Below are 20,950 nucleotides of genomic sequence, written 5' to 3' on the forward strand. Positions count from 1 at the left end.
TTTGGGAGAATGGACATGATCAGGTTCCTCGGCACCAGCGCCTTCCTCGCCCTTGCGCTCGCGGCCACGCCGGCTTCGGCCCAGCTGCTCGGCGGCGGTGGCGGCGGCGGGCTGGGCGGCAATCTCGGCGGATCGCTCGGCGGCCTCACCGGCTCGGGCATGGGTTCACTCGACGGCTCGCTCTACAGCTCGATGCGCCGCCTGCCCACCCGCAGCGACACGACCGGCGACGTCCGCGGTTCGACCCGCAGCGAGCGGAACGTCGATGCCCGCAAGGGCCGGGTAAAGGCATCGAACGACAGCGCGCTCGATTCCACCATCGCCAACAGCACCCGTCTCGGCGACCGGACGATCGGCGGCAGCGGATCGGCCTCGGGCAATGCCGGCGGCAGCGCCGATGCCCAGCTGATCGGCACCGATGCGGTCCGCAGCACTGCGGGCAGCGCAGTGGGACGGACCCGGGATGCGGCCTCGAACCTGCGCGACCGCGCCGGCAATGCCGTGGGCACCACCCGGGATAGCGCCGGCAACACGGTCTCGCGTGCCCGCAATGCGGTGCCCGCCACGCCGGACGTCTCCGGCACCGCCTCGGGCGCAGCGAACGGCGCGGTGTCGCTGGGCAGCGGCACGCTGGCCCTGGCTGGATCGGCGGCGGCCGATGGCAGCGGCAGCTTCCCGGTCTCGGCCGGCATGCCGGTCACCGATGCCCGGGGCAAGCTGATCGGCACGGTCCAGTCGGTCCGCTCGACTTCGCGCGGCATCGTCCAGCAGGTGCTGGTCAAGACCGGCGACAAGACCGCGACCCTGCCCGCCACCAATTTCAGCGGCTCGGGCAATGCCCTCGTCTCCGCGATGGGCAAGGGCGAAGTGAAGAAGGCGGCGGAGTAACGGGTCTTCGCGGTCCTCCCTTCGGACAGCAAGGATCGCGAAACCCGCAGGCGCGTCCGGCCATCCCCCGGCCGGGCGCGTCGTCCTGTCCGAGCTGCGACGCTCAGCTCCGGCTGAAGCCGGCGCGTCCCGCCGCCGCCCAGGTCGTGTCGTTGCGCAGGAAGCGCCACACGCCGCGCAGGCGGAACACCAGATTGGCCTGGCGATAGCCGAAATTCTCGATGAGCGCGGCGACCCCGATGGTGAAGAGGTCGCGGGCACTGGGCGTGCGACGCAGCTGGACCTCCTCGAGCGCGAGCGTGCCGAGGCTGAGCGCGGTGCCGAACAGCACGGTCAGCGAGAAGAAGGCGACCACCACCGTGCCGCTGGTCAGGCCCAGCGCATAGAGCAGCGGGATCACCAGATAGCCGAACAGCTCGCAGGGCGGGCCGAGCACGTCCTCGACGACGATCAGCGGCAATGCCACAATGCCGACCCGGCCATAGCGCGGATTGAACAGCATGCGGCGGTGGCGCACCAGCGTCTCGAGCGCGCCCTGCTCCCAGCGCGAGCGCTGGTTGCGCAGCCCCTTCCAGTCGAACGGCGCATCGGTCCAGCACACCACTTCGGGGACGAAGCCGATCCGGTAGCGGCGCTTGCGCTCGCGCATGTGGCGGTGGATGCGCGTCACCACTTCCAGGTCCTCGCCCACCGTGTCGTGGCGATAGCCGCCGATCTCGATCAGCACCGAGCGCCGGAAGATGCCGAACGCTCCCGAGATCAGCATCAGCATGCCGAGCTCGGCATTGGCGATCCGCGCGGTCAGGAAGGCGCGCAGATATTCGAGGATCTGGAAGCGCGGCAGCCAGCCCGGCGGCAGCCGGATCTCGCGGACATGGCCGCCCTGGATGATCGAGCCATTGGCGATGCGGATCGCGCCGCCCACCGCCATCAGCCGGCCATCGTCGCGCATGAACGGCTCGGTGGCGCGCAGCAGGCCGTCGGGCTCGATGATCGAATCGGCGTCGATCACGCAGGTCAGCGGCGCAGTCGCGAAGCCGATCCCGGCATTGACCGCATCGGCCTTGCGCCCATTCTCCTTGTCGACCAGCAGCAGATTGGGATGGATGCGCGACGCATAGACGCCGAGGATCCGCGTCTTCTGCAGCACCGCGAGCTGCTCGCGCTCGACCGGCTCCATCTGGAACTGGCTGATCAGCGTCGCCAGCGTCGCGTCCTTCGACCCGTCATTGACGACGATCACTTCGTAATCGGGATATTCCAGCGCCAGCAGCGCACGCACGCTGTCCGCGATCGACAGCTCCTCGTTGAAGCACGGCGCGATCACCGACACGCCGGGCGCGAGGTCGGCATAGCGCGACCACAGGTCATAGGCCCGCGCTGCCGGCCGGATGCGGGTCTGGAACACGCGCGCGGCAAGCAGCAGCTGGATGGTCGAGAGCAGGTTGCGCAAGGTCACGACGAAGAAGCACAGGGTCGCCGCGAAGATCAGCAGCCCGGCGCCGAGGCGGCCTGCCCATTCCGCTATCTGGTCCCAGCTCATGCCGCGCCCTGCAGCACGGCCGCCGCCTCGCGCGCGCTCAGCCTTACCCAGGCGGACGGGTCGCCACGCAGCGCCTCGATCGCCGGAAGCGCCGAGCGCAGCCCCATGGTCGAGCAGGCCCGCACCGCCGCGCAGCGCACCTGCTCGTCGCCATCGTCGAGCAGCGCGACGATCCACGGCGCCGCGGCGGGATGATCGAGGCGCGCGCCGGCCCGGACCGCCTCGAGCCGCACCTCGGGATCGGGGTCCCCCGCCGCCTCACCGAGCGCGGGCAGCGCCGAATAATCCTCGGTCCAGCCCAGCGCATCGACGAGCAGTGCGCGGATCGCCGGGGTCACCGGCTGGGCGAGCAGCGCGCGCAATTCCTCCGCGCGCTGCGGTGCCAGCGCCCGGAACAGGGCATGATGCAGCGGCGTGACCGCCACCTGGTCCAGCTGCAGCGCCTCGACCAGCGTGCCGACTGGCGGCAGCGCGCCGAGCTGGGCGAGCTGCGCCGCCGCCTCGAGCCGCGCCGTGCCGTCGCGATCGGCCTCCAGCGTCTCGCGCAGCGCATCGATCGCCTGTGCGCCGCCGACACCGCCCAGCGTGCGCACCGCCTCCACTCGCCGCGCCACCCGCCGCCGCTTGAGCTTGTGCAGCACCTTGTCGAGCAGATGCCGCTCTTCGACAAAGGCAGTGAGCCGCGCCCGGTCCTCGCCGCGCATCAGCTGGCCGAGATGCGCGATCGCGGCGAGGCGGTCCGTCGCCGAGGCCCGTTCATAGGCCTCCCCCGGCGCGCCGCCCGCCGGCAGCGCCGCCATGATCTCGCGGGTCAGTGCCCGGTCATTGGCCTGGGTGGCGGCCGCGCGCCGCTCCTTGCGATCGCGCCGCATCACCAGCACCAGCAGCAACGCCGCCATCGCCAGCGCGCCATAGACCGCGATGAGGATCGCGACCCGGGCGACATGGTCGGCGATGACGGGCATGCCCATCAGAAGCGCAGCTGCACGCCCAGCGTCAGGCTCCGGCGGGTATAGCTGGCGGTCCGGCGCTCATATTCGCCCGTCGCGCGCAGCGTGACTCGCTCGGCGACCGGCACCGCCGCGCCCAGATAGGCCGAGCGGACCCGGCGGGTGATCCCCGCCTCGGTATCGGGATAGGTCGCGGCGCCGGCGAACAGCAGTGAACCGTCGCGCAGCTCGGTATCGAGCCGGCCGGACCAGCCGCTGCGATGCGTGCCCGTCTCGTCCCACAAATTGATCATCCGCACCGTGGCGCTGCCGCGCAGTCCCGGCACGCGGAGCCGCACCAGCGGTTCGGCCGCAGTCACATTGGCGATGCCGTAACTGGCATGGCGGACATCGGCGCCGAGCGTCAGATTGGGCAGCACATCCGCCTCGATCCCGCCGCGCACGCTCCATTTCTCGCGAAAGCTCGCCTCGGGCGTCGCCCCGGCCGCCAGATAGCCGCGCAGCCCGGCGGAGAAGCGATAGTCGATCCGCGCGAGCAGATGCGTATCGACCGCCACCTCACGGTCCTCGCGCTCGACTTCGGCGGAAAGCGTCGCCCCCCGTGCCACCTCGGCATAGGCGCCGACGGTCGTCGTCCACCAGGTGCGCCTGGTGCCGCTAGCCAGGCTTACCCCCGCCACCGCCTGGGCAAGCGTGATGCCGGCGGTGCGTGCCCGCGGCGCATCGGGCGCAACCGCCGGTTCGCTCGCCTGCTTGCGGATGGCCGCAGCATCGCCATTGCCGGGATCGCGCTGCTCGATCGCCGCGACTTCGCGCATCGCATCCGCCTTGCGCCCGGACCAGAGATAGGCCCGCGCCAGCGCCGCGCGGATATCCAGGTCCTCCGGCGCCAGCCCCCGCGCCCGCTCGAGCGTCGGGATCGCCGCATCGTAGCGCTTGTCGAAGGCATAGGCCGAGCCGAGCAGCCGCAGGATTTCGGGATCGTCGGGAAGCGCCGCCCGCGCGCGCTCCAGCGCTGCGATGGCGGCGGAGAAATCGTCCCGTCCGATCGCCGCGCGCGCCTCCGCGATCGTCGCGGCACGGTCCAGGGGCGCGTCCTGGGCATGCGCCGCCACCGGGGCGAGCAATGCGAGCGCCAGCGCCTCAGCGCGTGGCCGCAACATCACGATCCTGCGCCTTGAGGATGGCATTCACCCGCACGACCAGCTCGTCGGGAATGAACGGCTTGGTCAGATAGTCGCGGGCACCGGCATTGAGCGCGGCAAGGATATCGTCCTGGCGCTTGCGCGAGGTGAGCATCACCACCGGAAGCGCCGATCCCTCCTCGACCAGCGCGCGCAGCACTTCGGGCCCGGAGAGCACCGGCATCATCGCGTCCAGCACGAGCAGGTCGTAATCGCCGGTACGTGCGGCGGCGAGCGCCGACTCCCCATCCTCTAGGATCGTCACCAGATGCCCGGCGCCTTCGAGCTTGAAGCGCAGCAGCTCGCCGAGCAGGTCGTCATCGTCCGCAACCAGGATATTCGCCAACCCGCACCCTCCACTCGCACCTTCGCCCTCGGCTTGAGCGCAGGACCCGGCGTCTGGTTCCCGGCGAAGAGGGTTAGCGCACTCCTCACCATATCATGCGCCGGCCCGGGTTCGCGGGCCGGGCGCGGGGAATATGGTCCGCTTCGGACCCGAATTTCGGACTTCCCTCCCGCCAAGCCGCAGGCTAACGCGCCGCACAGAAATGATCGCGCCGGTGCCCCGAAAGGGGCTTAAACGGGAATGCGGTGCGGACGGGCCTTCCGTCCAATTCCGCGGCTGTCCCTGCAACTGTAAGCGGCGAGCGCGGTGCACTGGCTCCCCATTCGAGGGAGCAGCCACTGGACCATCGGTCCGGGAAGGCCGTGCATCACGCCCTGACCCGCGAGCCAGGAGACCTGCCGGCGCAACGGTCGCTCTTGCTTTGGTCCAGGGGATGGCCAGGGCACGGTATCTCTCCGTCTGAGCGACGACCAAGCGGCCGGGGCCGCTTCGGTACGTGCGCGACGGCGAACAAGCGCCCGCCTCGCGTCTCGCACCGGCCGTTCGCGGCAGGCCCCCGCCCTCGTTGCACGGGCGCCGGGGGGATTACCCATGTTGAAGACCAGTTTCGTCTCGCTGCTCGCGATCGCCGCCACGCCGGCCTTCGCCCAGACCGCGGACCAGTCCGGCGATCCGCAGGACACGATCATCGTCACCGCCTCGCGCTCGGGCAAGGGCACCGAGCTCAAGGACCTGCCCGCCTCGGCCACGGTGATCACCGCCCAGCAGCTCGACCAGCGCCAGACCCGCATCGTCTCCGACGTGCTGCGCGACGTGCCCGGCGTCTCGGTCAGCCGGATCGGCGCGATCGGCGGCCAGACCCAGATCCGCATCCGCGGCTCGGAGAGCAACCATGTCCTCGTCCTGATCGACGGGATCGAGGCGGCCGATCCCTATTATGGCGAATATGACCTCGGCACGCTGATCGCCGATCCCGCCGCGCGCGTCGAAGTGCTGCGCGGCCAGCAGAGCTCGCTCTACGGGTCCGACGCGATCGGCGGCGTGATCAACTACATCACCCTCTCGGGCCGCGAGGCGCCGGGCTACAGCGCCCGGGTCGAGGGCGGCTCGTTCGGCACGCTCAGCACCGCGGCCCGCGCCGCCGGCGTCTCGGGCGATTTCGACTATGCCGTGTCGGGCAGCTGGTACCACACCAAGGGCTATCCCACCGCGCGCGGCGGCAGCCGCGATGTGGGCTCGGACAATGTCGGCGCGACCACCAGGCTCAACTGGACCCCGGCCGAGAACTTCAAGCTCAGCGGCGTACTGCGCTACAGCTATACCGATGCCGAAGCCAATGACAGCGACGCCAATCCGGCGAGCCCGAGCTTCGGCTACACGGTCGACAGCCCCGGCACCCATTTCACCAACGAGGCATTCTACGGCCTGCTCAGCGCCGAGCTGACCGCGCTCGACGGCCGCTGGACCAACACGCTGTCGGGCCAGTTCTCGGACACGACGCGCAAGGGCTACAACGCCTTCGGGATGAACTATGGCGACAAGGGCCAACGCTACAAGGGATCGTTCGTGTCGAGCTTCCGCTTCGGCACCGACGCGATCAGCCACCGGCTGACCGGCGCGGTCGACTGGGAGCGCGAGCAGTTCCAGAACATCGCGCCGTCGACCGGCTCGCCCTATGACGCGTTCCGCGGCCGCCGCGACACCGACAATCTCGGTCTGGTCGGGCAATATGAGCTGACCGCGGGCGGCTTCACCGGCGGCGCCTCGATCCGCTACGACGACAATAATCGCTTCGCCGACACCACCACCTGGCGCGTCCAGGCCGGCTATCGCCTGCCGACGGACACGCGCGTCCATGCCGCCTATGGCACCGGCGTGAAGAACCCCGGCTATTACGAGCTCTACGGCTATTCGAGCGGCACCTATATCGGCAATCCGAACCTGAAGCCGGAGAAGTCGCAGGGCTGGGAAATCGGCGTCGACCAGAGCTTCTGGGACGGCAAGGCCGTGCTTGGCGCGACGTACTTCGATTCCAGGCTCAAGGACGAGATCTACACCAGCTATCCGGCGCCGAACTTCACCGCGACGCCGGCCAATCGCGCGACTGACTCCAGGCAGCACGGCGTCGAAGTCACCGCCAGCCTGCGCCCCGTCCGCCAAGTGCAGATCGAGGCGGTCTACACCCATCTGAAGGCGACCGAGGACGGCACGATCGAAGTCCGCCGCCCCGGCGACATCGCCAGCTTCAATGCCACGATCTTCAGCAAGGACGAGCGCTTCTCGACCACGCTGACCCTGCGCTACAATGGCCGGATCGACGACGTCGCCTATACCGACCCGAGCTATGTGCCGGTGCGCGTCTCGCTCAAGCCCTTCACGCTGGTCAACCTCAACGCCCAGTACAAGCTGAGCGAGCGCCTCTCGGTGTTCGGGCGGGTCGAGAACCTGTTCGACGTGAAGTACGAAGAGGTGTTCAGCTTCGCGAGCCCGGGTGCTGCTGCCTATGGCGGCGTGCGCGTCGCGTTCTGAACAGGCAGGGGGAAGCGACCGTGAAGCAGCGCACCGACGAAGAACACAATGCCAGGATGAAGAAGGTCCAGGCCGCCCAGGCCAAGAAGATCGCCACCAAGACGGTCGAGAAGGGCCTGATCATCGTCCATACCGGGCCGGGCAAGGGCAAGACCTCCGCCGCGCTCGGCATGGCGGTGCGCGCGATCGGGCATGGCATGAAGGTAGGCATCGTCCAGTTCGTGAAGGGCGCGATGGCCACCGGCGAGAAGGCGGTGTTCGACCGCTTCCCCGACCTGGTCGAATTCAAGCCGATGGGCGAGGGCTTCACCTGGGACACCCAGGACCGCGCCCGCGACATCGCCGTGGCGCGCGAGGCCTGGGAAGAGGTCAAGCGGATGATCGCCGATCCCGAGTACAGGATGGTGATCGCCGACGAACTCAACATCGTGCTGCGCTATGACTATCTGCCGACCGAGGAGGTGCTCGAGGCGCTCGCCGCCAAGCCGGAGATGAAGCACGTCATCATCACCGGCCGCAACGCCCCCCAGGCGCTGATCGACGCCGCCGATCTCGTCACCGAGATGGCGCAGGTGAAGCACCCCTTCCGCGAACAGAACGTCAAGGCGCAGGCGGGGATCGAGTTCTGATGCCCGCGCCATATCCCCAGCAACCTGTTCCCCGGCGAAGGCCGGGGCCCAGCTGCAATGTCGTTCGTGAGGTGCGCGCGCCTAACCATTTGCGCCGATACTGGGCCCCGGCCTTCGCCGGGGAACAGGAAATAGCATTCCTATGAACTCCCGTGCCAAGATCGCGGCACTCGCCCTCCCGCTGCTCGCCATTGGCGGCGCAGCGCTATGGGCCACCACACCCGTCCCCGGGCCGCCACCCGCCGCCAAGCCCAGGCGCATCGTCTCGCTCAACCTGTGCGCCGACCAGCTCGTCCTCGCGCTGGCCGACCGCGACCAGATCGCCGGGGTGACGCGCAACGCCACCGACACCGAGATGTCGGGCGAGGCCGCGAAGGCGCGCGGATTGCCCGTACTCAAGAACTCCGCCGAGCAGATCCTCGCGATCGACCCCGACCTGGTCGTCGGCATGCCCGCAAGCCGCAGCGCCCCGATGCGCGCGCTCAAGGGCCATCACTTCAATCTGCTCGACCTCCAATCCGCCGACACGGTCGACCAGATCTATGCCTCGATCCGCCAGACCGCAGTGGCCGTCGGCCATCCCGGTCGCGGCGAGGCGCTGGTCGCGCGTATGCAGGCGGCGCTGGCTCGGCTCGGCAAGCCCGGCGGTGGCAAGGTCGCGGCCTATTATCAGCGCCGCGGCTTCATGACCGGCACCGGCACGCTGATCGACGACCTCATGCAGCGCATGGGGCTGGTCAACCTGGCGGCGAAGCTCGACAAGCCGCCGCTCTCGCAGCTCAGCCTCGAGGAGATGGTCGCGGCCCAGCCCGATTATCTCATCGTCGAGAGCGCCACCGACAGGGTCGCCGACCAGGGCACCGAGATGCTCCACCACCCAGCGATCGCCAACATCCCCCGCATCTCCATCCCCCAGGCCTGGACCGTGTGCGGCAGTCCTGCCTATGTCCAGGCGGCTGAGGGGATGGCACAGCAACTGGCCCGTTTTCAGGATCGGACCCACGCCCGATGACCCTTTCCCGCCCCGTGCTGATAACCGGGCTGCTCGCCCTCACCCTGGTCGCCGCGATCGGATCGATCCTGTTCGGGCCGGTCCATCTCTCGCTCGCCCGGATGGTCGCCGCCTTCACTGGCCATGGCGACCGGATCGCCTCCACCATCCTGCTCGAACTGCGCCTGCCGCGCATGCTGCTGGGGCTCGGCGTGGGCGCGATGCTCGGTCTCGCCGGCGCGGCGCTGCAAGGCTATCTGCGCAACCCGCTCGCCGAGCCGGCGGTGCTCGGCACCTCCAACGCCGCCTCCCTGGGCGCAGTCGCCGCGCTCTATTTCGGGCTGGCCGAGCTGCACCCGATCATGCTCCCGGCGCTGTCGGTGCTGGCTGCCTTGCTCTCGCTGGTCGGCCTGTCGGTGCTCGCCGGCCGTTCCGAGAGCCCGCTCACCCTGATCCTCGCCGGCATCGCCATCGCCACATTGGCCACGGCAGGGGTGAGCCTCGCGCTCAACCTCTCGCCCAATCCCTTCGCGGCGATGGAGATCATGACCTGGCTGCTCGGCAGCCTGGAGAACCGCTCGTTCGACCATGTCTGGATCGCCTATCCCTGCATCGCCATCGGCGGGCTGCTGCTGTTCTGGGACGGCCGCGCGCTCGATGCGCTGACGCTCGGCGAGGACGGCGCGCAGGCGCTCGGCGTCGACATCCAGCGCACCCGCATCCGCCTGCTGCTCGGCACCGCGATCGGCGTCGGCGGCGCGGTGGCGGTATCGGGCGCGATCGGGTTCGTCGGGCTGATCGTCCCGCACCTCGTCCGCCCGCTCACCGACCGCAGCCCCTCGGCGATCCTGCTGCCCTCGGCGATCGGCGGTGCCGCCCTGCTCACCTTCGCCGATCTCGCCGTCCGCCTGATCGACACCAGGAACGAACTCAAGCTCGGCGTCGTCACCGCTTTCCTCGGCGTGCCGGTCTTCCTGATCCATCTGATGCGGGAGCGACGCCTGTGGTGAACATTCGCCTCGAAAACGTAGCGGTCACGCTCGGAAACCGTATCGTGGTGCAAGATGCCAGCACCGCATTCGCCCCCGGAACCCTGACCGGCATCGTCGGCCCGAACGGCGCCGGCAAGTCGACCCTCGCCCGCGCGATGCTCGCCTTGGTGCCGCACAAGGGCTTGATCCAAATCGACGACTCCGATGTCGCGACCCTGCCCCGCGCCGAGCTGGCCAAGCGCGTCGCCTATCTCCCCCAGGGCCAGACGCTGCACTGGCCGCTCACCGTGGAGCGGCTGGTCGAGCTCGGCCGCCTGCCCCATCTCGCCCCGATGTCGCGCATCGGCGAGGCGGACACCGCCTCGATCGAGCGGGCGATGGAACGCGCCGATGTCCTGGGCTTGCGCGACCGCATCGCCACCGAGCTCTCGGGCGGCGAGCGCGCCCGCGTCCTGCTCGCCCGCGCACTCGCGGTGGAGGCAACCGCCCTCATCGCCGACGAGCCGCTCGCCAGCCTCGACCCCGGCCACCAGATCGACGTGATGGAGCTGCTCCAGTCCGAGGCCCGCGCCGGCGGGCTGGTGATCGCCGTGCTCCACGACCTGACCATGGCCGCGCGCTATTGCGACCGGCTGGTGCTGATCGACGGTGGCACCGTTGTCGCCGAAGGCACGCCCGCCGAAGTGCTCACTCCCGCCAATCTCAAGTCGGTCTATGGCATCGACGCCCGGGTCGAGCTCACCGGCGACTGGCCGACGATCACCACCCTGGGCCGCAGCCGATGAGCGATCCCGCCTTCTACCGCGAACAGGGATACGCCGCGCTGCCGCTGTTCGATCGCGCGCTGGTCGAGGCCGCCCAGGCGGACATCGCCGGGCATATCGACCGGCTCTCGCACGCGCTCTATCTGCCCTTCGACAAGAGCTGCCCCGAGGCCCCGCTCGCCGACCGGCTCGACCGGATCTATGAGAGCGACCGCAGCCAGGCGAACCTGCTCCGCGTCGCGATCTGCACCGATGCGCATCGCGGCCCGCGCCTGCAGGAGATCGCCAACGATCCGCGCCTGCGCGCCGAGGCCGAGCGGATCAGCGAACGCGAGCTGGCCGGCAAGGTCGTCCGCATCCGCGCCAGCATCGCCAGCTTCCCCGAGCATCGCCACGCCTGGCACAGCGACGTCGCGCGCGACGACGGCGTCGCCTGCGGCCAGGTCTGGACCACCGCCTGGATTCCCTTGTGCGATGCCGGTCCCGGCAATGGCGGGCTGGAGATCATCCCCGGCCGCCAGCCCGCCCCGCTCGCCAGTGTGACCGACAACGGCCTTCGCATCACCGAGGAAGCTATCGCCGGCATGCCACGCCTCGAGCCCGAATGCCCGGCGGGCACGGTGCTGCTGCTCGATCGCTTCACGCCCCACCGCACCCTGCCCGCCAACAAGGCACGCTTCGCGCTGGTCGTCTGGTTCAAGGCCGCTTGAGCCCCGCGCTGCACTGCAGCGATTGCCAGCCGGCCACGTAACGATTAGGGAGGCGGCGCGACAGGTTCCCCGGGGACGGGGATGAAAAGGGAACGGATACACTCCGGCTGCCCCTGCAACTGTAAGCGGTGAGCCATCGGCCATATGCCATTGGGAGCGATCCCGAGAAGGCGGCCGGACCGGCATTGACCCGCGAGCCAGGAGACCTGCCCGTCGCGGTCGTCTTTCGTGCGGACAGGGTGTGCCGGACGGACGGGGGTTAACCCGAGCGACGACGAGGTTGGCCGCGTGTGCACGCGGACGCTGTCGCGCGCGCCCTCTCCGGCCCCGGCATCGTCCGCGCGCGGACGCGGCATGTCGATTGGGTCGAATATAATGCTGAAGTCCGTTTTCCGTCTCTCTGTTTCCCTCGCCGCCCTGGCTGCCGCGCCGGCGGCCTTCGCCCAGCAGGCGCCCGCGCCCGATGCCGCCGCGACCGAGGATAGCGACCAGATCGTGGTCACCGCCACCCGTTCGCCGGTGAACATCGATCAGGTCCCCGCCTCGATCACCGTGCTCGACAAGGCCGCGATCGACCGCAGCCAGGATGTCGGCGCAACCGAGATCCTGCTCCGCACGCCCGGCATCAGCATCTCGCGCAACGGCGGCTATGGCACTTCCACCTCGCTGCGCATCCGCGGCGCCGAGTCCGACCAGACCGTGGTGGTGATCGACGGCGTCAAGCTCAACGATCCCGCGGCCACCGGCGGCGGCTACAACTTCGCCAACATGCTGATCGGCGACACTGCGCGCATCGAAGTGCTGCGCGGTCCTCAGTCGATCCTGTGGGGCAGTCAGGCGATCGGCGGCGTGGTCAACATCGTCACGACCGCGCCGGAAAAGCCGCTCGAGGGCAGCTTCGATATCGAGGCCGGCTCGCGCGAGACGGTCAGCGCCCGCGCCGCGATCGGCGGCAAGACCGGCCCGCTCGCCTGGCGCGTCGGCGGCCAGCGCTTCACCACCGCCGGCATCTCGGCGATCGCGCCCGAGTTCGGCGGCAAGGAAGCCGACGGCTATACCAACAGCAGCGCCTCGGGCCGCGCCGAACTGACGCTGACCAGCAACCTCAGCGTCGAGGTCCGCGGCTATTATTCGAACGGCCGCACCGAGATCGATTCGACCAGCGGCGACAATAGCGACTATTCGACCAGCGAAGAGTTTGTCGGCTATGCCGGCATCAACCTGTCGCTGCTCGACGGGCGTTTCCGCAACCGCTTCGCCTATGCCTATACCGACACCGATCGCGACAGCTACGGCCCCACCCGCGCCCGTCCGCTGAGCTTCGAGTCCGACGGCAAGAACAAGCGCTTCGAGTACCAGGGCAGCTTCGCCTTCACGAAGCAGATCTCGGCGGTGTTCGGCGTTGAGAACGAGAATTCGGATTTCCGCAGCCGCTCGCCCGCCGCGTCGCTGGCGACGCCGCTGCCGGCCTTTGCGCGCGGCAGCGCCGAGCTGACCAGCGCCTATGCCCAGCTCAGCGTCGAGCCGGTCACCGGCCTGACCCTCAATGGCGGCATCCGCTATGACGATCACAGCCGCTTCGGCGGGCAGACCCTGTTCCAGGCCGGCGGCGTGTGGCGCTCCTCCTGGGGCACGATCATCCGCGCCAATTATGGCGAGGGCTTCAAGGCGCCGTCGCTCTACCAGCAGTTCAGCGAGTATGGGAACACCGCGCTCGATCCCGAGCAGGCCAAGGGCTGGGAAGCCGGCGTCGAGCAACAGCTGTTCGGCCGCAAGCTGACCTTCGGTGCGACCTATTTCGAGCGCAAGACCACCGGCCAGATCATCTTCAACAGCTGCACCGCGACCTCGACCGTGCCGCTCTGCTTCGTCCCCGGCAGCCCCACCGTGCACCGCTTCGGCTATTATTCGAACGTCTCGCGTGCCGAGGCGCATGGCATCGAGGCGGCCGGCGCGCTCAACCTGGGCGGCTTCACGCTGGACGGCAATTACAGCTGGACCGTCGCCGAGGATCGCTCGGCCGGCACCGCGACCTTCGGCAAGTGGCTGCCGCGCCGTCCGCAGAACACTGCCAACGGCTCGATCAGCTATGCCTTCCCGTTCGGCCTGACCACCGGTGCCGCGGTGCGCTGGGCCGGGCACAGCTTCGACAACGCCGCGAACACGACCAAGCTCGACGATTACACGCTGGTCGACCTGCGCGCCGAGCTGAAGGCGGGCGACAATCTCAGCGTGTTCGCCCGCGCCGAGAACCTGTTCGACGAGAAGTACATGACCGCCTATCGCTACGGCACTTTGGGCCGCAGCATCTATGCCGGCATCCGCGGGCGCTTCTGATGGGAGAAGACAAGATGACGCAGGCACGTGCCTCCACGCTGTGGATCATGCTGCTCACTTTGGCGAGCATGGCGACCAGCTTCGCTCTTGCCTGCACGGCCCCGGTCGCGGCGCTCGCCGCGCTGGCGGCGGTGCACATGCGCCGGCGCGACGGGATCGCACTGGCGCTGGCCGCCTGGGGTGCCAACCAGGCGGCGGGTTTCCTCGTCCTCCATTATCCGCACGACCCGAAGACGCTCCTCTGGGGCGTCGGGCTCGGCACCGCTGCGGCGGGGTCGGCGATCGGTGCCTATGCGGCGCTCGGCCAGCTGAAGGTCCAGTCGACCGCCGCGAAGCTGGCCATCGCCTATGTCGCAGCGTTCGTCGCGGGCAAGCTGGTCACCTTGTGCTGGGCGGCGGTACTGGGCGGCGTGGCGATCACCCTGCATCCCGGCTATTCGCTCGACCAGTTCCTCCGCAACGGCGCGATCCTGATCGGGCTCTACGCCTTCTACCGGCTACTGGTCGCGCTCGGCGTCCCGGCACCGGGCGGAAGGCTGGCCACCGCCTGATGCTCACCCGCGTCGAGGACGGCCCGGCGGTCGTCGCCTGCAACACCTGTCGCCATTCGCTCGCTGCGCGCGACGATGGCGAAGGTATGCGCGGCGGCGCCCGGCTGGTCGCCGCCCTGCGCGCGGTGCAGGCGAGCGACCCGCTTTATGCCGGGATCGCCGTGCAGGAGATGCCCTGCCTGTTCGCCTGCACCGATTTCTGCACCCTGCACCTGCGCGCGCCCGACAAGGTCGGCTATGTCCTTGGCCGGTTCACCCCGGACGAGGACAGCGCGCGCGCCATTCTCGACTATGCCGTGCACTATGCGGCGAGCGAGCATGGCCGGGTGCCCTACTCTGCCTGGCCCGAGGGGATTAAGGGCCATTTCATCACCCGCACCCCGCCTCCTGGATTTGTCGCCGAATGACCTTCGCTTCCCCCGCCGATTTCCGCGCCGCGCTCGCCGATCTGCGCGCGCCTGACCAAGGCGCCATCGCCGCCGCCCGTGCGCGCCAGGCCGAGCTGACCAAGCCGGCGGGCTCGCTCGGCCGGCTGGAGGAGATCGCGATCTTCCTCGCCGGCTGGCAGGGCAATCCGCGCCCAAGGATCGAACGCGCGCGCACCGCGATCTTCGCGGGCAATCACGGTTTCACCGTGCACGGCGTCAGCGCCTTCCCGGCAAGCGTGACCGTGCAGATGGTCGCCAACTTCCAGGCCGGCGGCGCCGCGATCAACGCGCTGTCGGGCGCTGCCGGGCTCGAGCTGCAGGTGACCGCGCTCGACCTCGACACGCCGACCGCCGACTTCACCGTAGCGCCGGCACTGTCCGAAGCCGAATGCCTCGCCGCGCTCAATGCCGGAGTGGCGGTGGTGACCGACGACCTCGACCTGCTCACCGTCGGCGAGATGGGCATCGGCAACTCGACCGCGGCAGCAGCGCTTTGCCTGCGCAGCTATGGCGGCGCGGCGGCGGACTGGATCGGCCCGGGCACTGGCGTCGATGCCGAAGGGATCGCCCGCAAGACCGCGGTGGTCGAACGCGCGCTTGCCTTCCACGCCGATGCGCCCACCGACGCCTTCGAGACGCTGCGCCGCGTCGGCGGCCGCGAGATCGCCGCGATCGCCGGTGCGGTGCTGCGCGCCCGGCAGCTTGGCATTCCGGTCGTGCTCGACGGGTTCATCAGCAGCGCGGCCATCGCGCCGCTCGCGGTCGATAATGTCGACGTCACCGCGCACTGCATCGCCGGCCATGTCTCGGCCGAGCCGGGCCATGCCCGGTTGCTGGCCCGGCTCGGGCTGGAGCCGCTGCTGGCGCTCGGCATGCGGCTCGGCGAAGGCAGCGGCGCCGCCGTGGCGGTCAATGTGATCCGCTCGGCGCTGGCGACACATGACCAGATGGCGACCTTTGCCGAGGCGCAGGTCTCCGGCCAGTTGTGACGCCCTTCGCGCTCCACCTGCTGCGCCACGGCGCCCCGGTGCTGCCCGGCCGGCTGATGGGCCGCACCGATTGCCCGCCGACGCCCGAGGGGATCGCGGCGTGCGCGGTACAGGCGGAGGATCTCGGCGTCGAGCGGATCGTCAGCTCGGACCTGCTGCGCGCCCGCGCCGCCGCCGAGGCGGTCGGCCCGACGACCATCGACGCGCGCTGGCGCGAGCTCGATTTCGGCGACTGGGAAGGGCTCGCCCCTGACCAGGTCGATTCCGCCGGGCTCGCCCGCTTCTGGGAGGACCCCGACGCCAATCCGCCGCCGGGTGGCGAGCGCTGGTCGGCTTTGGTCGCGCGGGTCTCGGACGCGCTCGACGCGCTGCCGCCGGTATCGACGCTGGTCGTCAGCCATGGCGGCGCGATGCGTGCGGCACTCCATTTGCTCTGCGGCTTCGACCAGCCCCAGCTCTGGGCGTTCGATCTGCCATACGGCGTGCTGGTCTCGCTGCGCGTCTGGCCGGGCGACACGCCGAGCGCGCAGATCGTCGGGATCTACCCGTGAAGGGCCTGATCGTCGCCATCCAGTTCCTTACGCGCCTGCCGACGCCGCGGATCGCGGTGAGCAATGCCGAGTTCGCCGCCTCGATGCGCTGGTTCCCCGCAGTCGGGCTGATCCTCGGCGCGCTCGTCGCCGGCGCCTGCTGGGCGGGCACGCGGATCGATCCCTGGACCGGCGCGCTGGCCGGGCTGGTGCTGTGGGTCGCAGTGACCGGCGCGCTGCACCTCGACGGGCTGGGCGACATCGCCGATGCCGCCGGGGCCGCGCACAAGAGCCGCGAGCGCGTGCTCGAAGTGCTCGCCGATCCGCATGTCGGCAGCTTCGGCGCGGTGACGATCGGCGTGCAGCTCATCGGCAAGCTGGTGCTGCTCCACGGGCTCGTCGCGATCAACGCATTCCCCGCAATTGCACTGATCCCCTTCGCCGCGCGGATCGGGCCGCTGCTCTGGACGCGCTGGCTGCCCGATCTCCATCCCGGCCTCGCCGCGCGCTTCCGCGATGCGGTGCGCCCGATCGACCTTGCCCTGTGGACGCTCGCGGGGCTCGGTGCCGCCTGGTTCTCGCCGAGCCTGCTCGTCACGCCGCTGCTGCTGTTCGGCTGGGCCGCGTGGCTGTGGCGCAGGTTCGGCGGCATCTCCGGCGACGGCCATGGCGGCGGGATCGAAGTGACCGAGACCGGCCTGCTGCTCGCCGCGCTGGTCGTGACGAGGATCGCATGACCAGCTGGACCTGGCATGGCGGCGGCCTGGAGGCGGCGCGGCGCCAGTTTGGCGGGGACGACTGGCTCGATCTTTCGACCGGCATCAACCCGCATCCCTGGCCCGGCACCGACGGCCTGGCGATCGACTGGCAACGCCTGCCCGAGCCGCACGCGCTGGCCGCGCTCGAAGCGGTGGCCGCCGGCTATTTCGGGCTCGATCCGCGCCATGTCTGCGCGGTGCCCGGCACCGAGATCGGGCTGCGGCTGGTCGGCGGGCTGATCGGCGGCACCGCCCGCTATATCGCCCCGACCTATCGTACCCATGGCGAGATGATCGCCGATGCCACGCCCACTGCGCTGGACGAAGCGGGAAGCGGCACGCTGATCCTCGCCAATCCCAACAACCCGGATGGCCGTATCCTTCCGCCCACCCGGCTGCTCGAGCTGCTCGATGCCCGGGCGGACGCTGGCTGGCTGCTGCTCGACGAGGCGTTTGCCGATGTCGATCCCGCGCTGAGCCTGGCCGGTGCCATCGACGACGCGCGGCGGCTGGTCATCTTCCGTTCCTTCGGCAAGTTCTTCGGGCTGGCCGGCGTGCGGCTCGGCTTCGTGCTCGGCCCCGCACCGATCCTCGATACGGTCCGCGCCGCGCTCGGCGCCTGGCCGGTCTCGGCCGCGGCGATCACCATCGGCACCGCCGCCTATCGCGACCGCGCCTGGATCGAGACGATGCGCGACCAGCTCCAGTCCGAAGCCGAAGCGCTCGACGCAATCCTCACCGGCGCCGGCCATCGCCCGACCGGCGCCTGCCCGCTGTTCCGCCTGATCGAGGTGTCGGAGGGCATGGCCCTGTTCGAGCGGCTCGCCGGCCATGCGATCCTCACCCGCCCCTTCGCCGGGCAGCCGCGCTGGCTCCGCATCGGCCTGCCCGGCGACGGAGGCCTCGCTCGGCTCGAAGCAGCGCTGGCGCATGGCTGAGCCGGTCGCCCTCGCCGCGCTGGCGCTCGATGCTGCGATCGGCTGGCCGGACGCGCTCTATCGCCGGATCGGCCATCCGGTCGGCCTGTTCGCCCGGATCATCGGGGCCTGCGAGACGCTGTGGAACCGCCCCGAGCGCGGGGCCAACACCCGGCGCGCGCTCGGCATCCTCACCATCCTCCTGCTGGTCATCCTCACCGGCGGCACCGGTTGGATCGTCCAGTCCCTGTTGCTCGCCCAGCTCGGCGCCTGGGGCTGGCCGGCGGTGGCGCTGATCGCCTGGCCGGCGCTCGCCCAGCGCAGCCTGTTCGACCATGTCCGGCCGGTCGCCAAGGCCCTGCAGGCCCGCGACCTTCCCGCCGCCCGCGACGCCGTCGGCAGGATCGTCGGCCGCGACACCGCATCGCTCGACGAGCCCGGCATCGCCCGCGCCGCCATCGAAAGCCTGGCCGAGAGCTTCTGCGACGGCGTGGTCGCCCCGCTCTTCTGGCTGCTGCTGCTCGGCCTGCCCGGCATCTGGACCTACAAGGCGATCAACACCGCGGATTCGATGCTCGGCCACCGCGAGCCCCGCTGGCGCGCATTCGGCTGGGCGGCGGCGCGCACCGACGACCTGCTCAACCTGGTCCCCGCCCGCCTCTCCGGCCTGCTGCTCTGCCTTGCCGGCCCCGGCGGCTGGCGCACGCTGTGGCGCGATTCCCGCAACCACGCCTCGCCCAATGCCGGCTGGCCCGAGGCGGCGATGGCCGGCGCGCTGGGGCTGCGCCTGGCCGGCCCGATCGCCTATGACGGCATGATGCACGCCAAGCCCTGGATCGGCGACGGACGCAGCGACGCGCAGGCGGACGACATCGCCCGTGCGCTGCGTCTCTATGTCCGCGCCTGCCTGCTGCTCTGGATCCTTGCGGGAGCCGTCGCATGGGCGCGCTGATGCTGCAGGGCACCGGATCTGACGTCGGCAAGTCGGTGCTGGTCGCCGGGCTCTGCCGCGCCTTCGCCAATCGCGGGCTGAGCGTGCGCCCGTTCAAGCCGCAGAACATGTCGAACAATGCCGCGGTGACCACGGACGGCGGCGAGATCGGCCGCGCCCAGGCGCTCCAGGCCATTGCATGCCGCGTGCCGCCGCATACCGACATGAACCCGGTGCTGCTCAAGCCCCAGGCCGATCGCACGTCGCAGCTGATCGTCCATGGCAAGGTGCGCGGCACGCTCGGCTCGGCCAATTTCCGCGAGGCGCGGCGGAGCCTGCTCGGCGAAGTGCTGGAGAGCTATCATCGGCTGCGCGACGCATGCGACCTGGTGGTGGTCGAAGGCGCCGGCTCGCCCGCCGAGATCAATTTGCGCGCCGGCGACATCGCCAACATGGGCTTCGCCCGTGCCGCCAACGTCCCCGTGGTGCTGGTCGGCGATATCGACCGGGGCGGCGTGATCGCGGCGATCGTCGGCACCCGCGCGGTGCTGACGCTTGCCGACGCCGCGATGATCCGCGGCTTCCTGATCAACAAGTTCCGCGGCGACCCTGCCCTGTTCGAGGACGGCTATCGCGCGATCGAGACCCGCTCGGGCTGGCGCGGCTTCGGCGTGGTGCCCTGGCTGCCCGCCACCGTCCGCCTGCCGAGCGAGGATGCGGTGGTGCTCGACCGCACCACGCCGCGCGGCGAAAGCCGCAAGCTGGTCGCCTGCCCGATCCTGCCGCGCATCGCCAATTTCGACGATCTCGATCCGCTCAAGCTCGAGCCCGGCGTCGAACTGGCCATGATCCCGCCCGGCACCCCGATCCCGGGCGACGCCGCGCTGGTCGTGCTGCCCGGCTCCAAGGCGACGATCGCAGATCTCGCCTTCCTCCGCGCCCAGGGCTGGGACGTGGACATCCTCGCGCATCATCGCCGTGGCGGCGCGGTGCTGGGGCTGTGTGGCGGCTATCAGATGCTCGGCCGCAGCGTCGCCGATCCGCTGGGGATCGAAGGGCCGCCGGGCCGGGTCGAGGGGCTTGGCCTGCTCGATGTCGAGACCGAGCTGGCGCCTGCCAAGATATTGCGCCACGCCGCCGGCACCGCGCTCGGCGCGCCGGTCACCGGCTATGAGATGCACATGGGCGAGACCCGCGGCCCCGACACCGCCCGGCCTTTCGCGGAGCTGGACGGGCTCGGTCCGGAAGGCGCGGTCAGCCGCGACGGTGCGGTGATGGGCAGCTATCTCCACGGCCTGCTCGCCTCGGCCGAGGCGCGCACCGCGCTGCTCGCCCGCATCGGTGTGGCGGGCAGCGGGCGCGACTATGCCGCCGATGTCGATGCCGCACTCGACGAGATCGCCGCCCGGCTCGAAGAGCATGTCGATATCGGCGCGCTGCTCGCGCTTGCGAAGGAGGAGCCATGACTCGCCTGTTCGTCCTGGGCGGCGCCCGCTCGGGCAAGAGCCGCTATGCCCAGCAACGCGCCGAGGCGCTGGCCGGCCACCATGTCTTCATCGCCACTGCCGAGGCCTGGGATGAAGAGATGGCCGAGCGCATCGCCCGCCACCGCGCCGATCGCGACACGCGCTGGGAGACGATCGACGCGCCGCGCGATCTCGCCGCCGCGCTCGATGCGGCGAGCGGCACCGGCGCGGTGGTGCTGGTCGATTGCCTGACGCTCTGGGCCAGCAACCTGCTGCTCGCCGATGCCGATATGGAGGAAGCAACGACCGGCCTTGCCGCGGCGATCGCGCGTTTCGAAGGCGAGCTGATCCTCGTCGCCAATGAAACCGGCCTGGGCATCGTCCCCGACAATGCGCTGGCCCGGCGCTTCCGCGATGCCGCCGGCCGGATCAACCAGGCGGTGGCGGCCATCGCCGGCGAGGTCATGCTGGTCGTCGCGGGCCTGCCGATGCGCGTCAAGTAACCCTTTAGGAGTGC

General features: G+C 70.2%; 21 protein-coding genes and 2 riboswitches. Of the genes, 17 read left to right on the top strand and 4 right to left on the bottom strand.

Annotation, left to right across the window (positions count from 1 at the left end; genetic code table 11):
• The first annotated feature begins 15 nt into the window (after positions 1 to 15).
• A complete protein-coding gene (locus ACEN8G_RS17040; RefSeq protein WP_413414558.1) occupies positions 16 to 888 on the top strand; it encodes a hypothetical protein in 873 nt (290 codons plus the stop codon).
• A gap of 103 nt (positions 889 to 991) precedes the next feature.
• Here ACEN8G_RS17040 and ACEN8G_RS17045 read toward each other — a convergent pair whose 3' ends face one another.
• Genes ACEN8G_RS17045 through ACEN8G_RS17060 form a run of 4 tightly spaced genes read right to left on the bottom strand, consistent with a single transcriptional unit; the run spans position 992 to position 4,911 of the window.
• A complete protein-coding gene (locus tag ACEN8G_RS17045; protein WP_413414559.1) occupies positions 992 to 2,431 on the bottom strand; it encodes a glycosyltransferase in 1,440 nt (479 codons plus the stop codon).
• Positions 2,428 to 3,396 carry a HEAT repeat domain-containing protein gene (locus ACEN8G_RS17050; protein ID WP_413414560.1) on the bottom strand — a complete coding sequence of 323 codons (969 nt, stop codon included), beginning with the start codon at positions 3,394 to 3,396 and terminating at the stop codon, positions 2,428 to 2,430. The genes ACEN8G_RS17045 and ACEN8G_RS17050 overlap by 4 nt, the downstream gene beginning before the upstream one ends.
• A 5-nt stretch (positions 3,397 to 3,401) precedes the next feature.
• A complete protein-coding gene (locus ACEN8G_RS17055; RefSeq protein WP_413414561.1) occupies positions 3,402 to 4,544 on the bottom strand; it encodes a YaiO family outer membrane beta-barrel protein in 1,143 nt (380 codons plus the stop codon).
• On the bottom strand, positions 4,525 to 4,911 hold the full coding sequence (locus tag ACEN8G_RS17060) for a response regulator transcription factor (RefSeq protein WP_413414562.1): 387 nt from the start codon (positions 4,909 to 4,911) through the stop codon (positions 4,525 to 4,527). The genes ACEN8G_RS17055 and ACEN8G_RS17060 overlap by 20 nt, the downstream gene beginning before the upstream one ends.
• Before the next feature lie 195 nt (positions 4,912 to 5,106).
• A riboswitch (cobalamin riboswitch) is annotated at positions 5,107 to 5,329 on the top strand.
• Positions 5,330 to 5,502: 173 nt separating this feature from the next.
• Here ACEN8G_RS17060 and ACEN8G_RS17065 point away from each other — a divergent pair.
• The 16 genes from ACEN8G_RS17065 (at position 5,503) to cobU (ending at position 20,936) form a co-directional block, all read left to right on the top strand.
• Positions 5,503 to 7,440 carry a TonB-dependent receptor plug domain-containing protein gene (locus ACEN8G_RS17065; RefSeq protein ID WP_413414563.1) on the top strand — a complete coding sequence of 646 codons (1,938 nt, stop codon included), beginning with the start codon at positions 5,503 to 5,505 and terminating at the stop codon, positions 7,438 to 7,440.
• 20 nt (positions 7,441 to 7,460) lie between these two features.
• Positions 7,461 to 8,069, top strand: a complete 609-nt coding sequence (gene cobO / locus ACEN8G_RS17070; protein WP_413414564.1) for a cob(I)yrinic acid a,c-diamide adenosyltransferase — start codon at positions 7,461 to 7,463, stop codon at positions 8,067 to 8,069.
• A gap of 142 nt (positions 8,070 to 8,211) precedes the next feature.
• Positions 8,212 to 9,081, top strand: coding sequence for an ABC transporter substrate-binding protein (locus ACEN8G_RS17075; protein WP_413414565.1), 870 nt, complete (start codon positions 8,212 to 8,214; stop codon positions 9,079 to 9,081).
• Complete coding sequence (locus ACEN8G_RS17080) at positions 9,078 to 10,070, top strand: FecCD family ABC transporter permease (protein WP_413414566.1); 993 nt, start codon at positions 9,078 to 9,080, stop codon at positions 10,068 to 10,070. Before ACEN8G_RS17075 ends, ACEN8G_RS17080 begins: the two co-directional genes overlap by 4 nt.
• Positions 10,064 to 10,837, top strand: a complete 774-nt coding sequence (locus ACEN8G_RS17085) for an ABC transporter ATP-binding protein (RefSeq protein WP_413414567.1) — start codon at positions 10,064 to 10,066, stop codon at positions 10,835 to 10,837. Before ACEN8G_RS17080 ends, ACEN8G_RS17085 begins: the two co-directional genes overlap by 7 nt.
• Positions 10,834 to 11,526, top strand: coding sequence for a phytanoyl-CoA dioxygenase family protein (locus tag ACEN8G_RS17090; protein WP_413414568.1), 693 nt, complete (start codon positions 10,834 to 10,836; stop codon positions 11,524 to 11,526). The genes ACEN8G_RS17085 and ACEN8G_RS17090 overlap by 4 nt, the downstream gene beginning before the upstream one ends.
• A 45-nt stretch (positions 11,527 to 11,571) precedes the next feature.
• A riboswitch (cobalamin riboswitch) is annotated at positions 11,572 to 11,755 on the top strand.
• Between the two features lie 146 nt (positions 11,756 to 11,901).
• Positions 11,902 to 13,863 (top strand): TonB-dependent receptor plug domain-containing protein, encoded by a 1,962-nt coding sequence (locus ACEN8G_RS17095; RefSeq protein ID WP_413414569.1) that lies wholly within the window; start codon positions 11,902 to 11,904, stop codon positions 13,861 to 13,863.
• A 14-nt stretch (positions 13,864 to 13,877) separates the two neighbouring features.
• Positions 13,878 to 14,414, top strand: a complete 537-nt coding sequence (locus ACEN8G_RS17100; RefSeq protein WP_413414570.1) for a hypothetical protein — start codon at positions 13,878 to 13,880, stop codon at positions 14,412 to 14,414.
• Positions 14,414 to 14,821: a DUF1636 domain-containing protein gene (locus ACEN8G_RS17105; RefSeq protein WP_413414571.1), complete on the top strand. Its 408-nt coding sequence runs from the start codon at positions 14,414 to 14,416 to the stop codon at positions 14,819 to 14,821. Before ACEN8G_RS17100 ends, ACEN8G_RS17105 begins: the two co-directional genes overlap by 1 nt.
• Positions 14,818 to 15,831: a nicotinate-nucleotide--dimethylbenzimidazole phosphoribosyltransferase gene (gene cobT, locus ACEN8G_RS17110; protein ID WP_413414572.1), complete on the top strand. Its 1,014-nt coding sequence runs from the start codon at positions 14,818 to 14,820 to the stop codon at positions 15,829 to 15,831. Before ACEN8G_RS17105 ends, cobT begins: the two co-directional genes overlap by 4 nt.
• Positions 15,828 to 16,382, top strand: coding sequence for a histidine phosphatase family protein (locus tag ACEN8G_RS17115; protein WP_413414573.1), 555 nt, complete (start codon positions 15,828 to 15,830; stop codon positions 16,380 to 16,382). The genes cobT and ACEN8G_RS17115 overlap by 4 nt, the downstream gene beginning before the upstream one ends.
• Positions 16,379 to 17,098 (top strand): adenosylcobinamide-GDP ribazoletransferase, encoded by a 720-nt coding sequence (locus ACEN8G_RS17120; RefSeq protein ID WP_413414574.1) that lies wholly within the window; start codon positions 16,379 to 16,381, stop codon positions 17,096 to 17,098. Before ACEN8G_RS17115 ends, ACEN8G_RS17120 begins: the two co-directional genes overlap by 4 nt.
• Positions 17,095 to 18,057: an aminotransferase class I/II-fold pyridoxal phosphate-dependent enzyme gene (locus tag ACEN8G_RS17125; protein WP_413414575.1), complete on the top strand. Its 963-nt coding sequence runs from the start codon at positions 17,095 to 17,097 to the stop codon at positions 18,055 to 18,057. Before ACEN8G_RS17120 ends, ACEN8G_RS17125 begins: the two co-directional genes overlap by 4 nt.
• Positions 18,050 to 18,988, top strand: a complete 939-nt coding sequence (gene cbiB / locus ACEN8G_RS17130; RefSeq protein ID WP_413414576.1) for an adenosylcobinamide-phosphate synthase CbiB — start codon at positions 18,050 to 18,052, stop codon at positions 18,986 to 18,988. Before ACEN8G_RS17125 ends, cbiB begins: the two co-directional genes overlap by 8 nt.
• Positions 18,976 to 20,433 carry a cobyric acid synthase gene (locus ACEN8G_RS17135; protein WP_413414577.1) on the top strand — a complete coding sequence of 486 codons (1,458 nt, stop codon included), beginning with the start codon at positions 18,976 to 18,978 and terminating at the stop codon, positions 20,431 to 20,433. Before cbiB ends, ACEN8G_RS17135 begins: the two co-directional genes overlap by 13 nt.
• Positions 20,430 to 20,936: a bifunctional adenosylcobinamide kinase/adenosylcobinamide-phosphate guanylyltransferase gene (gene cobU, locus ACEN8G_RS17140; RefSeq protein WP_413414578.1), complete on the top strand. Its 507-nt coding sequence runs from the start codon at positions 20,430 to 20,432 to the stop codon at positions 20,934 to 20,936. Before ACEN8G_RS17135 ends, cobU begins: the two co-directional genes overlap by 4 nt.
• Positions 20,937 to 20,950 lie beyond the last annotated feature (14 nt).

The sequence above is a fragment of the Sphingomonas sp. Sphisp66 genome, assembly GCF_047324325.1.
Lineage (GTDB): Bacteria > Pseudomonadota > Alphaproteobacteria > Sphingomonadales > Sphingomonadaceae > Sphingomonas.

Coding starts and splice junctions, on each gene's coding strand:
- ACEN8G_RS17095 (WP_413414569.1), top strand. CDS start 11,902: ATGCTGAAGTCCGTTTTCCGTCTCTCTGTTTCCCTCGCCGCCCTGGCT.
- cobT (WP_413414572.1), top strand. CDS start 14,818: ATGACCTTCGCTTCCCCCGCCGATTTCCGCGCCGCGCTCGCCGATCTG.
- ACEN8G_RS17065 (WP_413414563.1), top strand. CDS start 5,503: ATGTTGAAGACCAGTTTCGTCTCGCTGCTCGCGATCGCCGCCACGCCG.
- ACEN8G_RS17055 (WP_413414561.1), bottom strand. CDS start 4,544: ATGTTGCGGCCACGCGCTGAGGCGCTGGCGCTCGCATTGCTCGCCCCG.
- ACEN8G_RS17080 (WP_413414566.1), top strand. CDS start 9,078: ATGACCCTTTCCCGCCCCGTGCTGATAACCGGGCTGCTCGCCCTCACC.
- ACEN8G_RS17100 (WP_413414570.1), top strand. CDS start 13,878: ATGACGCAGGCACGTGCCTCCACGCTGTGGATCATGCTGCTCACTTTG.
- cbiB (WP_413414576.1), top strand. CDS start 18,050: ATGGCTGAGCCGGTCGCCCTCGCCGCGCTGGCGCTCGATGCTGCGATC.
- cobU (WP_413414578.1), top strand. CDS start 20,430: ATGACTCGCCTGTTCGTCCTGGGCGGCGCCCGCTCGGGCAAGAGCCGC.
- ACEN8G_RS17040 (WP_413414558.1), top strand. CDS start 16: ATGATCAGGTTCCTCGGCACCAGCGCCTTCCTCGCCCTTGCGCTCGCG.
- ACEN8G_RS17135 (WP_413414577.1), top strand. CDS start 18,976: ATGGGCGCGCTGATGCTGCAGGGCACCGGATCTGACGTCGGCAAGTCG.
- ACEN8G_RS17105 (WP_413414571.1), top strand. CDS start 14,414: ATGCTCACCCGCGTCGAGGACGGCCCGGCGGTCGTCGCCTGCAACACC.
- ACEN8G_RS17045 (WP_413414559.1), bottom strand. CDS start 2,431: ATGAGCTGGGACCAGATAGCGGAATGGGCAGGCCGCCTCGGCGCCGGG.
- ACEN8G_RS17050 (WP_413414560.1), bottom strand. CDS start 3,396: ATGCCCGTCATCGCCGACCATGTCGCCCGGGTCGCGATCCTCATCGCG.
- ACEN8G_RS17075 (WP_413414565.1), top strand. CDS start 8,212: ATGAACTCCCGTGCCAAGATCGCGGCACTCGCCCTCCCGCTGCTCGCC.
- ACEN8G_RS17125 (WP_413414575.1), top strand. CDS start 17,095: ATGACCAGCTGGACCTGGCATGGCGGCGGCCTGGAGGCGGCGCGGCGC.
- ACEN8G_RS17090 (WP_413414568.1), top strand. CDS start 10,834: ATGAGCGATCCCGCCTTCTACCGCGAACAGGGATACGCCGCGCTGCCG.